Source organism: Candidatus Methylacidiphilales bacterium (genome assembly GCA_025056655.1).
Classification (GTDB): domain Bacteria; phylum Verrucomicrobiota; class Verrucomicrobiia; order Methylacidiphilales; family JANWVL01; genus JANWVL01.
Map to the genome: position 1 here is coordinate 24,446 of JANWVL010000094.1, position 12,379 is coordinate 36,824.

A 12,379-nucleotide genomic window follows, 5' to 3' on the forward strand; every position below is an offset into this window, starting at 1 on the left:
TGTTGAAACCATCCTCTTCTCCCTCAATTATGAAAATAAACTTCCTTCATCCCACCCACCTCCGACCGCTTGTCTTTCCGGCTATCGGAGCATTTCCCCAACTACACTGCTTCCATTCCATTTGTTTATCAGCTTCGAATGAGTTCCACAGCTTAAAAGTTTTTTGTTTAACTTTCACCTTAACCCTTGCGCCAGCTCTCACGTCACATGCCCTCACGCCAGAAGAAATCGCTCGTCAAGCCATTACTCATAATCCAGCGCTTCAAATGGCAGCTGCAGAGATTGCGGCTGCTAAAGGCGCACGTTCTGCAGCTCTAGCCTGGCCAAGGCCAGAGCTCTCCACACAACTCGGCGCAAAAAGAAACAAACCCGAAGACTCCTCCCCCAAAGATGGCCTCTCTTTCAGCGCCGCGCTTACTCTCAATATTGAATGGCCCGGGAAGCGCATCCTCCGTCGCGCCATCGCCGACCGAAATATCTCTCTCGCTGAGCTTGCCTACGACCAATTCAAACACGAACTCAAGACTCGCGCCTACGAGCAAGCCGTCAGACTTGCCGCTCTTCAAGAAATCTCACGCCGCGCCAAAGCTGTCACGGATCAAGTTCGAGAAGTCATCACGGCCCTAGCACAGCGACCGCGAATCACTCCACCTGCCCAAATCGAATATCAACTCCTCGAATCCGCAGCCACTGCCTTCTTTCAGCAAATGCTAGAAATTGAAAACCGCGCACAAGAATTGCAGTTCGAGCTCAACCTCCTTCGCCAGGCTCCCAGTGATGCACATCTACAAGTCTCACTTCCCACGACCATACCGCCCCCACCGCGTCCGCTCAAAACACTTCTGCAATCCGCATCCCATCATCATCCACGAGTAAAGCTTCGCGCCCTGGAGCTTGAAACTGCACTTTTACGTCTGCATCTCGCTCGCCAAGGTGCCGCGCCCGATCTTACGCTCGGCCCATACTACAGCCGAGAAGAAGCTGAGGAGCTTGAGAGCACTCTTGGAATCACCTTCTCGCTACCGCTCCCACTATGGGATTTCAACAAAGGAGAAATCGCTCAAGCACAGGCTCAACACGAGCTCAGCAAAGCCGCGCTAGCCCTTGCTCAATACGAAGCCCAAATCGAAATCGCCAAACTTCATCGCGAGTGGCATCGCTCAAAGCGCCTCCTAGAGGAGATAACTGAAAGCCGGTTAAAGACTGCGGAAGAAACGGCGAACCTCGCTGCCAGTCAATTTGCAGCCGGAGCTATCCCAGTCCAGCTCTACCTCGACATGCAGCGAGAATATCTCTCTCTAGCACAGACGCGCCTTGATGCACTCGCTCAAGCTTTAGCTTCAACAACGAGGATGAACATGTTGACCGCCCCTCAACAACTGCCCGCCTCAAAAACCAAAAAATCACGATCATGAAAAAACAAACTCACGACTGGAGAAAACTCTTTATAGCCACACTTCTGACTCCGCACCTCTTCTTGAGCCATACTTCGGAAACGATACACGCCCATGAACAACACACGCACCATGATCAAGAGGAGCCTTGGCATATCAATGATGAACACGGCATCGTTTTGAGCTGTGCCACCCGTGAAGCCCTTAATATCAAGCTCGAGACGGTAAAACCTGTTACGAGCGGAGCATCACCCGTCGCTTTTACTGCGCAAGTGCGAGAGATCAAAAAAGAAATGCCAACAGCAGATACCGTTTGGTTATCCGCAAAATTCCCATCAAACAAAACCATGAACCTCAGGCAAGCCACCTCTTTTTCTGTGAAGCATCTACAAGCCACATGGCCAGCAGTCCCTGTTGAAAACCGTTTGCAAGCGCAAACGACAGTGACCTCGGAAATAATCCTCAAAACTCACGTCCCCCCTTCTACACTCCGCATCGGAGATTTCGTCGAAGGTCAGGCTTATTTCTCTTCTGACGATGCGCCCTTATCAGTCCAGATTCCCTCGAAGGCTATAATTCAAACGGTTCGCGGAGCTTTTGTTTACGTGCTTCAAGAAGATGCCTTTTATCGAAGACAAATTCTTACCCGTGCAGTGACGGAGGACACATTTCAAGTCATCGAAGGCCTGGGTGAAGGTGATGTCGTCGTCACAGAAGGCGCTTTTGCTCTCTGGATGATTGAACTTCATGCCACGAATCAAGGCAAAGGCTGCATCCACGCACACTAAAATTATGCTTGAACGTATCGTTGCTTTATCCATCCGGCACCCTTGGGAGGTAATCTTTGTATCGGTAGCTGCAGCGCTCATCGGCATCGCGGCTGCTTTTCACATTCCTATTGATGCCGTGCCCGACATCACGCCGGTGCAAGTGCAAATCAACACCGAAGTCCCCACACTTGCTCCGGAGGAAATTGAACGTCTGGTCACCACCCCTATCGAAACCGCAATGGCAGGGCTTCCGCATTTGACGGAGCTGCGCTCTATCTCGAAATTTGGCCTATCACAAGTTGTCCTCAACTTCAAAGATGGAACGGACATTTATCGCGCTCGGCAACTCGTTGCGGAGCGCATCGCAGGCCTTGGAGAAACGATTCCTGATGGACTCACTCCCACGCTAGCTCCTATCGCCACAGGCTTAGGAGAAATCTTCTACTACATCGTCGCTTACCGTGCGGATGCTCCGCATAAGCCTGCAGAGCAATATCAGCAGCTTCAAGAGCTATCGCTTGTGCAGGAATACATGATTAAACCTCTCTTGCGTCAAACGCCGGGAATTGCCGAAGTCAACACCTCCGGCGGATATACACGCCAAATTCTTATTGCCCCTGATCCAGAAAAATTAAGTCACCACAGCATTGGCTTTGAGGAGTTGATCCATGTGATTCGTAAAAATATGCAAAACTCCGGAGGAGGTCATGTAGAGATCGGGCACGAGCAAATCGTCATTCGCGCGCGCACTCAAGCAGCAGGGATAGAGGAAATTTCAAAAATTCCGATCCGCTATGCAGCCGGGGTGCGACCTATTCTTCTTGGGGATCTGGCCGAGATCTCGATCTCGCACGCGTTTCGTTACGGTGCTTCGACTGAAAATGGAGAAGAAGCCGTTGTCGGGATCGCGGTTATGCTCGCAGGTGAAAACAGTCGAGTTGTAGCCCAAGCCGTAAAAAAGCGTCTTCGCGAAATTCAAAAACAACTTCCCGAGGGGATAGAAATTCGAGAGGGCTATGATCGCTCTGTGTTGGTGAATAAGACGATCCGCACTGTCGAACAAAATCTCTTCCACGGTGCTGTTCTTGTAGTCGCTGTCCTTCTTCTCCTACTTGGGAATTGGCGCGGCGCGATTATCGTCACGCTTGCGATACCGCTTTCATTTCTCTTGGCGATCACGGGCATGGTCTCCTGTGGGTTGAGCGCCAATCTCATGAGCCTTGGCGCGATAGATTTTGGGCTGATCGTGGATGGAGCGGTAGTGATGATTGAAAATATCGTTCGTCGAATTGGAGAGCGACGGCGCGCTTTAGGACGCGAGCTAAGCGCTGGTGAACGTTTTGACATCGCGATACAGGCAGGTGCAGAGGTAGCAAAGCCGATGTTTTTCGGCGTGTTAATCATCACTGTGGTTTATGTTCCGATTCTGAGTTTAACGGGTATCGAAGGAAAAATGTTTCAGCCGATGGCTGTAGCAGTGATGTTTTGTTTAATCGGTGCACTCATTTTATCGCTGACGTTGATGCCGGCATTGGGAGCGCTTTTTTTGAAGGGGAAGTTTGCAGAAGAAGAAAGTCTGCTGGTGCGGCTGTGCAAGGCGATCTACAGGCCTATATTGAAAATGGCATTCGCACATCGCGGCGGTGTCGTCGGGGCAGCGGTTATTCTTTTTATTTTTTCGTGGTTAATTTTTAAGCAGCTTGGAGCGGAATTTGTGCCGCAGCTTGATGAAGGGGATCTTTCGTTGCAGATGATTCGCGGGGCGAGCGTAGGATTAGAAGCATCGTTAACGATGCAGAAACGCACGGAGGAGTTGTTGCTTAAGCACTTTCCTGAGATTCGCCACATCTTTTCACGCATCGGGACTGCTGAGATTGCAATGGATCCGATGGGACCGAATGTGGCTGATACATACATTATGTTGAATCCACGCGAAACATGGCGGAAAGAGAACGGGCGAACGATTTCCAAAGAACGGCTTATCGAGCTGATGCGGGAAATGCTCGAGGTAAAAGCGCCAGGACAGGCGTTTCTTTTTACGCAGCCTATTCAATTGCGATTTAACGAGATTATGGCTGGAGCGCGGGCTAATTTGGCTTTGAAAATCTATGGGGACGATTTTGAAACGCTCGAAGAGCTTGCTGCTCAGGCGCGTGAAATTCTCGTTGATATTTCGGGGGCAGGTGATGTGGAGGTGGATCCGATTGGTCGTCAACCTATGGTGGAAATAATTCCTAAGCCTGAGGCTTTATCACGATACGGTGTGCAGGGAGAGGAGATTGGCCGTGTCGTCGCACAAGCATTGGGCGGAGAGGAAGTGGGCCAATTTATAGAAGGCAATCGGCGATTAGATATTGTGGTGCGGCTAAAAGAGGGCTTAAGGAGAGAGATTTCGGAATATGAGCGGCTCCCGCTGCAAACGGAGCGCGGGGAAATCCTTCCTTTGGGTGAAGTGGCAGAGGTGAAAGTGATCGATGCTGTGGGAACAATCTTTCGCGAGTGGAATCAGCGGCGCGTTGTGATTATGATTAATCCTAGAGGGCGAGACATGGAAAGTTTCGTGCGAGAGGCGCAGATGCGCCTTCAGAGGGAGATGAACTGGCCTTCGGGCTATTTTTATGAGTTTGGCGGGCAGTTTAAAAATTTGATTGAAGCGCGGCAGCGATTGAGTGTGGTGGTGCCGGTGGCTTTAGCGATGATTTTAGGTCTGCTTTTTTTGAGCTTCAGATCGTGGCGGCAAGCGACGTTGGTGATGCTGTGTGTGCCGTTGGCGATGACGGGGGGCGTGTGGGCACTATGGTGGCGAGGGATGCCTTTTACGATTTCTGCGGGGATCGGTTTTATTGCGTTGTCGGGGATTGCGGTGTTAAACGGGGTGATGTTGGTGAGTTTTATCAATCAGCTCCGTCAGTCTGGGATGTCTTTGCGCGAAGCGGTGTGGGTGGGGACTTTGACGCGGCTGCGGCCGAAACTTATGACGGCTCTTACCACGGCTATAGGCTTTGTGCCGATGGCGATAGCGACGGGGACAGGTGCCGAAGTGCAGCGTCCTTTAGCGACTGTGGTGATCGGAGGTGTGTTGAGCGCGACTTTTCTGACGTTGGTTGTTCTCCCTGTGCTTTATGATTGGGTGGAGAGTTTCTCGGATGGCTCGAGAGAGTAGATGGGAGTGGATCCTGGAGAATGAAGCGGGTTACTATGGGTATTTTCTGGTCGATAGTTAGGATGGTTTATTGCGGTTTTTTTCTGAACGATGTATTTTTTGTTTGGCTTGGTATTCACAGAGGAGGCCGCGAGCGATGAGGAGTTCTTTGTGTGTGCAGCGGCCGCGAGGGTAGTAACGTTCTAAGGTTTCGACGAGTTGCTCGATATCTTCCAGGGATGGCTCGCGGTCGTAGTCCCAACGATCGCTTCCTTCGTCTTTGAATTGGAATTTGAATTTTCCGCCGAAGAAGGTGACGCGCACGGCGTAGGTGCCGGAGGTGGTTGTTTGGTGCCAGTTTATGTCACGACGCATAGAGGGGGGGTGTGAGGTTTAGTTGAAATTGGAAGTGGTGGCTAAGGTGCGGTTTTTTGCGAGGATGTCTTGGGGTTTCCAGGAGACTAGGGCCTGTTCCATTTTGAGGGTGCGTTTATTCATGTAGTGGATTTTGCCGTGGTAGGCGCCGTATTCATGGAGGAGGCGTGTGAGTTTTACGTCGTAACAGCAGTATTCGGCGACTTGGCGGTATTGTTTTGCTTGCCAGAGGCGGATGGCTTCGAGGCCGTCACTGGTTTTTCCGATGCCTAGGGTGGCTTGGGCGACTGCGGTGAGGCCGATACGATTGCCGATGGAGCGTTCGAGATCTTTCATTAAGTCGAGCGTGGGGATGTGGGAGAGATCGAAGAGGGTGTAGTTGGATAGGACGCGAAAGTCGAAATCGAGGATGTTGTAACCGATGACGGCATCGGCACGTTGTAGGGTGTCGAGGAGTTGGGGGATTTCGTTTTCGGTGTAGATGGTGTAGGTGCGGTGAGCGGTTGTGTAGGTGACGGCGATGGAGATTTTGAGTTGGGAGGGGTCTCGAAGTGCGCCACGGAAGGCATTTTGCGTTTCGAGGTCGAAGTAGACGAGGTTGTGCATGAGGTTGTTGGGTGTTTATAGCAAAGGGGTGACGTTTTCGACAAGTATGTGGCGTTTATTTAATCGAGTTCCAGAGGGAGTGGGCAGTCCCAGATCAAGGCGATCATGCGGAGGAGGTCTTTTTCGGCTTCGTAGATTTTTTGGTCGTGGGTGACGATCGTTACGCATGCTGTGAGGAGTAGCTCTTTTGTTTCTGCTTCTGTGGCGTCGAGGGAGAGGAGGGATTCGCGAAGATCGCGGTAGGTGACTTCTTTGTGCTCTGGAGGGGGAGTGTTGAGGAAGAGGAGTTGCCAGCCTGAGTGGAGGGCTTGGGCGAGGGCTTCGGGATTGTCGCGGTAGCTGGTTTTGGCTAGTGCTAGGAGGAGGTTGGCTGTGGCAGAGATGAATGTGGGGTTGGAGCGGGAGAGGGGGCGTCGTTGAGGGGGGATGGCTTGGAGCCATTTTTCCAGGAGGATTTCTATGGTGAATTCAAAGAGGTTGAGGCGGCCATCAGCGAGGGTGAGCTTGCGTGTGAGGTGGAGGAATTTTTCACGTTGTGGGGAGGGGGTTTCGCGGAGAGCAGGTGTGGCGGCTTGAAGGATGAGCCAGCGGAGTGAGTTTTTTGAAGGGAGAAGGGAATGGAGGGTGGTGACTTTGTGGCAGAGGTCTTCGTCGTAGTCATGTTGGATGAATTTTAGTTGAGTGTCTTGCACGGTTTTATTTCCTGAGAGTAGCAAGGCGAGGATGATGGCTTGGACTTGAGAGGGGTGGTGGCAGGACTGCCAAATGTCGGGGTGGATTTGAGGGATGATATGGTTGGCGATTTGACCGGGGTTTTGTGTGACTTGGCCAATGGAGTGGATGAAGTGATTGATGAGGTGAGGTTGTCCGAATGCGGTGTGAGGGGTAGAGGGAGTGGCTTTGGGGATGGATTTTATGGGGACTTGTTTGATGGCGGCGATGCGTTTTTCCAAAGGGGGGTGGGTGGCGAAAAGTCTGGCTAGGGAATAAGTTATTGCTTGTGCGAAAAACATATGGCTGGTCTCTACAGCCATGGGGTTGTGGATTTCTGCTCCGTGTTTCCATTTCATGATTTTGGTGAGGGCGCCGGCGATGCCGTTGGGATTGCGGGTGAATTGGACAGCTGAGGCGTCGGCGAGATATTCTCGTTGTCGGGAGACGGCAGCTTGTATAAGTCGACCGAAGAAGACGCCGATGTAACCTATGAGGATAAGACCGAGACCGCCGAGGATTAAGAGGATTGAGGGGGTGTTTCGGTCACTGCGAGAGCGTCCACCAATCTCGATCAGGACGCGTCCGATGAAAGTGAGGAATAGGATGCCTGCGAGGATGGCGATGAGGCGGATGTTGAGGCGCATGTCGCCGTTTAAGATGTGACTGAATTCATGAGCGACGACGCCTTGTAATTCGTCGCGGGTAAGTTGCTCGAGACAGCCTCTGGATACGGCGATGGCGGCATCTTGGATGCTGTAGCCTGCGGCGAAGGCGTTGATGCCATTTTCTTGATCGAGGATGAAGATGCGTGGGATGGGTGTGCCGGAGGCGATGGCCATTTCTTCGACGACGTTGTAGAGGCGTTTTTCTGCGAGGCCGGAGAGGTGACCGGGCTTGATTTCTCGGCCTCCGAGGGCGCGGGCTATGGCAGCTCCTCCGCCTTTAAGGGTTTGTAAACGGTGTAAGGCGCCGATTAGAATGATGATGGATACGGCAATGCTGATGTAGAGGGCGGCTTCGGGATTCCAGAGGATCCATGTGGGGGAGTCGGGAGGTTGCCAGAGTGGCGAGCAAAGAAGGTAGACGCCTGCGATGGTGCCTAGGACTGCGAGGAAGAAGAGGAATAGGAGCTTGCGGGTGTTTCTGCGGCGAACGGCTTGGTGTTCAAAAAAATTCATTTGGCCTTTCTGTGAGGTGAGGGGAGAAAGGGGGGGAACGCCGTGCTGTGGAGCGAGTGGTTATGTGAATTTGACTTGTGGGGCTTGTCTTTCGGCTTCGTTTTCGATTTCGAAGAGGCGTGCTTCGGAGAAGTTGAAGAGGGCGGCGATGAGGTTGTTGGGGAAAATTTCGCGTTGAGTGTTGTAGAGCATGACGGCGTCGTTGAAAGCTTGACGGGCGAAGGAGATTTTGTTTTCGGTGGAGGTGAGTTCTTCGGAGAGTTGAGCCATGGTTTGATTGGCTTTGAGGTCTGGATAGGCTTCGGCGAGGGCGAAGAGGCGGCCTAGGGCCGAGGCAAGGCCACCTTCGGCGGCAGCGAGTTGGGCAATGGCAGCGGAGTCGGCAGGGTTGGCGGCAGCTTTGTTATTGGCGGAGACGGCGCGTGAACGGGCTGCGATGACGGCTTCAAGGGTTTCGCGTTCGTGTTTAAGGTAGGCTTTTGCGGTTTCGACGAGGTTGGGGATGAGGTCGTAGCGGCGTTTGAGTTGGACGTCGATTTGTGCGAAGGCATTTTTGAATTGGTTGCGGAGATTGATAAGGCGGTTGTAGACGCCGACTGCCCAAATAGCTAGAATAAGGATGACTGCAATGATTGCTATGGAGAGGAGGGTGATGAGGCTCATGGGAATGTCTTAGCCTTAGAGATGGGGACTGACAAAGCATTTTTGTGAGGGTGAGTTGATGAGTGAGGGCGGACTGGTGGATTGGTTTCTGGAGGGGAGGGTGGGGTAAAATTATCGGGGGTTTGGTTTTACCGAATTTATTCTTTGACTCCACCGGCGGTAAGGCCTGAGACGAGGAAGCGGGAGACGAGGAGAAAAACGGTGACGGCTGGGACGGAAACGATCAAGGCGCCTGCCGCGTAGAGGCCCCACTCGGTATTCATGTTGCCCATGAAACTGCGCAAGCCCATGGGTAGTGTGAAGAGGTGGGTTTCTTGGAGGACGAGGGCGGCGACGACGTATTCGTTCCAAGCCGTCATGAAGGAAAAGAGCGCGGTGATTGCCAGGCCGGGGGCGGCGAGCGGGAGGACGATTTTGCGGAAGGTTTGCCAAGGGGTGCAGCCATCAATGAGGGCGGCTTCTTCGAGGGAGGTGGGGATGGTGTCGTAGTAGCCTTTGAGTTGCCATACGCAAAAGGGCAGTGCTGTGGCAAGGTAGATGACGATGACGCCGAGGTAGGAGTTGATGAGGCCTAGCTGGATGAGCATTAAATATAGGGGGAGAAGGAGCATTGTGGCTGGGAACATTTGTGTGATTAGGAGTCCAGAGAGGATGGCGTTGCGTCCCCAAAAACGGAAGCGGGATAAGCCGTAGGCTGCTGTGGAGGCGATTGCGACGCCGGTGACGGTGACTGTTAGTGCAATTAGGGTTGAGTTGAGGAGCCAGCGTAGGTAGTCGGTTTCAAAGAGGAGTTTGACGTAACTTTCAAATGTGGCGCCTTGTGGAATGAGGGCGAGTGAGGTAGAGAGCAGTTGATTGCTCGGGCGGAGGGAGATGGTGATGATCTGAGTGAGCGGGTAGAGAGCAAAGATGGAAAATACTACTAGGAGGGCATAAGCCGCGAGAACTTGGCCAAGAGAATGGCGGCGGGGTGAGCTAGGGGTGGAGTAGGTGTCGGGAGGAGTAGTCATTTTGATGCAGGGGAGATTAATGCAGAGCTTTTTTTTGGCAAAGCTTGCTTTTGGATTGTAGGGTGTTTAGTTTTTAGGATGGTATGCGTTATCTGACTGTGTTTTGGTATGCTCTAGTAGTTTGGTGTTGTGTTTTGACGTGTTTGGTTGCTCAGCTGGAGTTACCCAGAAAGGTAATGCGGCTAGATCAGCTTGAGGAGGCGAAGGCAAAAGCCCAAGAGCGCGGCAAGCTTCTTGCGCTTTTGTATTATGATCCGGAGGCGCGACGCCGTGAAGTGGGGGAGACGCTCAATTTGTTGGATATGGTTGATGGACGTTGTGTCGTGGTAGGCGTGGAGAAAGAGCACCTTCGGAATTTGCCGAAGGAATTGCAGGTGGGACTTAATCCGAATTTAGTCGGAGGGAAACCGCCTGCTGTTGCGGCCTATACTGCGGACGGATTGACTCACATAGCGTCGCTTTCTTCGCGAATTGTTAAAGCTTTAGGAGACACTGCGGTGCGGGATTTTAAGCGGAAACTCAAGGCGCATCTGAATGAATCTACGGATTCGCTTGAGTAAAAAATGATTAAGCTTTTATGAACTTATGAAAACTATCAGGAACATTAGCATTGCCATGGTGGCGATAGTTGCCAGCCATGCTAGATTGCACGCTGAGCTCTTTTGGCCGGTGAAGGAGATTGATTTCAAAGCTAAGCCGGAGCATATCCGGACGGTTGCCCGATTTCCTTTTATCAATGATGGTAAAGAGACGATCACGATTACAAGTATCCAATCTTCTTGTGGTTGCACAGCGGCTTTGCCAAATGGCAACAAGCGTGATTATGCTCCCGGCGAGAAAGGAGAGATCGAGGTCGTCTTCGACCACGGCGATCGCATAGGTCAGCAAACGAAAACCGTTACCATTACGACCTCCGATAAACCTAATGAGCCTACAATTTTGACTCTGAGGGTTGAAATTCCTGTTATTTTAAAGATTGAGCCGAATTTTATCTTTTGGACGCCGCAAGACACAGTCTCTCCGAAAATTTCTCGGATTTCAGTCGGCGTAAATGAGCCTGTCCGAATTTTGCAAGTGCACTCGGATAATGAAAATTTCTCTGCTGAACTTAAAACTATTGAGGAGGGGAAAAACTACGAAGTCCACGTTTCAGCTAGAAAAACTGATGCTGATATTTTCGGTTCCATCTGGATCCAGACAGACTATCCACGAACTAATCCTCGCACTTTTCGTATCAGCGCGCGTGTTATTCCGCCGCCGTCTCCTCCGACGGCTTCGACGGCAACGTCTCAGTGAGCCGCTGCTTGTAAAATTGTCTAGCGCGGAGGTGTGGGCTTAGTTAAAAAATTTTAAGGACAGGTGCCTGAGTGGTTTAAAGGGCACGCCTGGAGAGCGTGTAACGGCTAAAACCGTTCGAGGGTTCGAATCCCTCCCTGTCCGTTAAAGTTGGGTGTGAAGGCTTTTTTGAGGTCGATTGGAAAAAGGAAACGGCTTTATTACTGCAGCCAAGCACAGGTAATGCGACGTGATGGGCGAGAATACTCGACAATGCGTCTAGTCTAGGCCTCAGAAGCTAGACTTTCACCATCGAGTTGTAATTTTTTGTCTTGGAGTAGGTGTGTTTGTGATGTCGCGGATGATTAGGTGAGCATAACGAAAAGCCCCGCTCAGATTGGCCCGAGCGGGGCTTGGAGTTCTGGCAACGACCTACTTTCGCGCAACCTATCGTTGCACTATCATCGGCGATGACGCGTTTCACTTCCGGGTTCGGGATGGGACCGGGTGGGGCCACGTCTCTATGATCACCAGAGGGGATGTCTTGTCGGAGCTTAGATAAGCCAAGGCATCTGGCTCTGGTTATCATGTGGTGAGACGGTGCGGATGAGAAAAGAACGCGAGTTCTTTGAAAACTACCGATAGAGCTATGGACAACGCAGCTTTGGCAAGAAGTTGTGGATTAGAACCCAAACAATCAGGCTATTAGTATCGCTCGGCTGAACGTGTCACCACGCTTACACCTGCGACCTATCAACGAGGTAGTCTTCCTCGGCCTTGATGGAGAAACGTTATCTTGGGAGAGGCTTGGCGCTTAGATGCTTTCAGCGCTTATCCTTTCCGCACATAGCTACCCGGCGCTGCCGCTGATGCGACAACCGGAACACCAGAGGTGCGTCACTCTCGGTCCTCTCGTACTAGAGAGTGAACCCCTCACGTTTCTTGCGCCCACAGTGGATAAGGACCGAACTGTCTCACGACGTTCTGAACCCAGCTCGCGTACCGCTTTAACGGGCGAACAGCCCGACCCTTGGGACCTTCTCCAGCCCCAGGATGCGATGAGCCGACATCGAGGTGCCAAACCGCGCCGTCGATATGAACTCTTGGGCGCGATCAGCCTGTTATCCCTGGCGTACCTTTTGTCCGTTGAGCGATGGCGATTCCACTTTCAACCACCGGATCATTTGGCCCTACTTTCGTATCTGATCGACTTGTAGGTCTCACAGTTAAGCTACCTTATACCCATACGCTC

Annotated in this window: 10 protein-coding genes, 1 tRNA gene and 2 rRNA genes; 6 read left to right on the forward strand and 7 right to left on the reverse strand. The window is 51.9% G+C overall.

The features are described 5' to 3' along the window. Positions 1-29: 29 nt before the first annotated feature. From NZM04_05865 to NZM04_05875, 3 genes are read left to right on the forward strand one after another with little or no spacing between them, the layout of a single operon-like run. Complete coding sequence (locus NZM04_05865; GenBank protein ID MCS7063557.1) at positions 30-1,415, forward strand: TolC family protein; 1,386 nt, start codon at positions 30-32, stop codon at positions 1,413-1,415. Continuing rightward, positions 1,412-2,182 carry a hypothetical protein gene (locus NZM04_05870; GenBank protein ID MCS7063558.1) on the forward strand — a complete coding sequence of 257 codons (771 nt, stop codon included), beginning with the start codon at positions 1,412-1,414 and terminating at the stop codon, positions 2,180-2,182. Before NZM04_05865 ends, NZM04_05870 begins: the two co-directional genes overlap by 4 nt. A 4-nt stretch (positions 2,183-2,186) precedes the next feature. Next, positions 2,187-5,327: a CusA/CzcA family heavy metal efflux RND transporter gene (locus NZM04_05875; GenBank protein MCS7063559.1), complete on the forward strand. Its 3,141-nt coding sequence runs from the start codon at positions 2,187-2,189 to the stop codon at positions 5,325-5,327. A 57-nt stretch (positions 5,328-5,384) separates the two neighbouring features. Here NZM04_05875 and NZM04_05880 read toward each other — a convergent pair whose 3' ends face one another. From NZM04_05880 to NZM04_05900, 5 genes are all read right to left on the reverse strand, one after another. Next, positions 5,385-5,681: a hypothetical protein gene (locus tag NZM04_05880; GenBank protein MCS7063560.1), complete on the reverse strand. Its 297-nt coding sequence runs from the start codon at positions 5,679-5,681 to the stop codon at positions 5,385-5,387. Between the two features lie 18 nt (positions 5,682-5,699). Further along, positions 5,700-6,287, reverse strand: a complete 588-nt coding sequence (locus tag NZM04_05885) for a ribonuclease H-like domain-containing protein (protein MCS7063561.1) — start codon at positions 6,285-6,287, stop codon at positions 5,700-5,702. 59 nt (positions 6,288-6,346) lie between these two features. Further along, positions 6,347-8,179: a M48 family metallopeptidase gene (locus NZM04_05890; GenBank protein MCS7063562.1), complete on the reverse strand. Its 1,833-nt coding sequence runs from the start codon at positions 8,177-8,179 to the stop codon at positions 6,347-6,349. A 60-nt stretch (positions 8,180-8,239) separates the two neighbouring features. Next, positions 8,240-8,842: a LemA family protein gene (locus tag NZM04_05895; protein ID MCS7063563.1), complete on the reverse strand. Its 603-nt coding sequence runs from the start codon at positions 8,840-8,842 to the stop codon at positions 8,240-8,242. 137 nt (positions 8,843-8,979) lie between these two features. Continuing rightward, positions 8,980-9,852 carry a sugar ABC transporter permease gene (locus NZM04_05900; protein ID MCS7063564.1) on the reverse strand — a complete coding sequence of 291 codons (873 nt, stop codon included), beginning with the start codon at positions 9,850-9,852 and terminating at the stop codon, positions 8,980-8,982. 83 nt (positions 9,853-9,935) lie between these two features. On the opposite strand from NZM04_05900, the gene NZM04_05905 reads away from it, so the two are divergent. The 3 genes from NZM04_05905 to NZM04_05915 all read left to right on the forward strand — a co-directional run bounded on the left by NZM04_05905 (position 9,936) and on the right by NZM04_05915 (position 11,292). Next, entirely contained in the window at positions 9,936-10,412 is a 477-nt protein-coding gene (locus NZM04_05905; protein ID MCS7063565.1) for a hypothetical protein, read from the forward strand. Between the two features lie 25 nt (positions 10,413-10,437). Further along, positions 10,438-11,148, forward strand: a complete 711-nt coding sequence (locus tag NZM04_05910; protein MCS7063566.1) for a DUF1573 domain-containing protein — start codon at positions 10,438-10,440, stop codon at positions 11,146-11,148. Between the two features lie 57 nt (positions 11,149-11,205). After that, positions 11,206-11,292: transfer RNA gene (locus NZM04_05915), tRNA-Ser, on the forward strand. A 254-nt stretch (positions 11,293-11,546) separates the two neighbouring features. On the opposite strand, the gene rrf is transcribed toward NZM04_05915, so the two are convergent. Both rrf and NZM04_05925 read right to left on the reverse strand, forming a co-directional pair. Further along, positions 11,547-11,662: ribosomal RNA gene (gene rrf / locus NZM04_05920) — 5S ribosomal RNA — on the reverse strand. 149 nt (positions 11,663-11,811) lie between these two features. Then, a 23S ribosomal RNA gene (locus tag NZM04_05925) occupies positions 11,812-12,379 on the reverse strand; the annotation flags it as partial.

Bases quoted from the DNA above. Each gene is read 5' to 3' on its own strand.
- NZM04_05905 (MCS7063565.1), top strand. From the start codon at position 9,936: ATGCGTTATCTGACTGTGTTTTGGTATGCTCTAGTAGTTTGGTGTTGT.
- NZM04_05880 (MCS7063560.1), bottom strand. From the start codon at position 5,681: ATGCGTCGTGACATAAACTGGCACCAAACAACCACCTCCGGCACCTAC.
- NZM04_05900 (MCS7063564.1), bottom strand. From the start codon at position 9,852: ATGACTACTCCTCCCGACACCTACTCCACCCCTAGCTCACCCCGCCGC.
- NZM04_05910 (MCS7063566.1), top strand. From the start codon at position 10,438: ATGAAAACTATCAGGAACATTAGCATTGCCATGGTGGCGATAGTTGCC.
- NZM04_05895 (MCS7063563.1), bottom strand. From the start codon at position 8,842: ATGAGCCTCATCACCCTCCTCTCCATAGCAATCATTGCAGTCATCCTT.
- NZM04_05870 (MCS7063558.1), top strand. From the start codon at position 1,412: ATGAAAAAACAAACTCACGACTGGAGAAAACTCTTTATAGCCACACTT.
- NZM04_05890 (MCS7063562.1), bottom strand. From the start codon at position 8,179: ATGAATTTTTTTGAACACCAAGCCGTTCGCCGCAGAAACACCCGCAAG.
- NZM04_05865 (MCS7063557.1), top strand. From the start codon at position 30: ATGAAAATAAACTTCCTTCATCCCACCCACCTCCGACCGCTTGTCTTT.
- NZM04_05885 (MCS7063561.1), bottom strand. From the start codon at position 6,287: ATGCACAACCTCGTCTACTTCGACCTCGAAACGCAAAATGCCTTCCGT.
- NZM04_05875 (MCS7063559.1), top strand. From the start codon at position 2,187: ATGCTTGAACGTATCGTTGCTTTATCCATCCGGCACCCTTGGGAGGTA.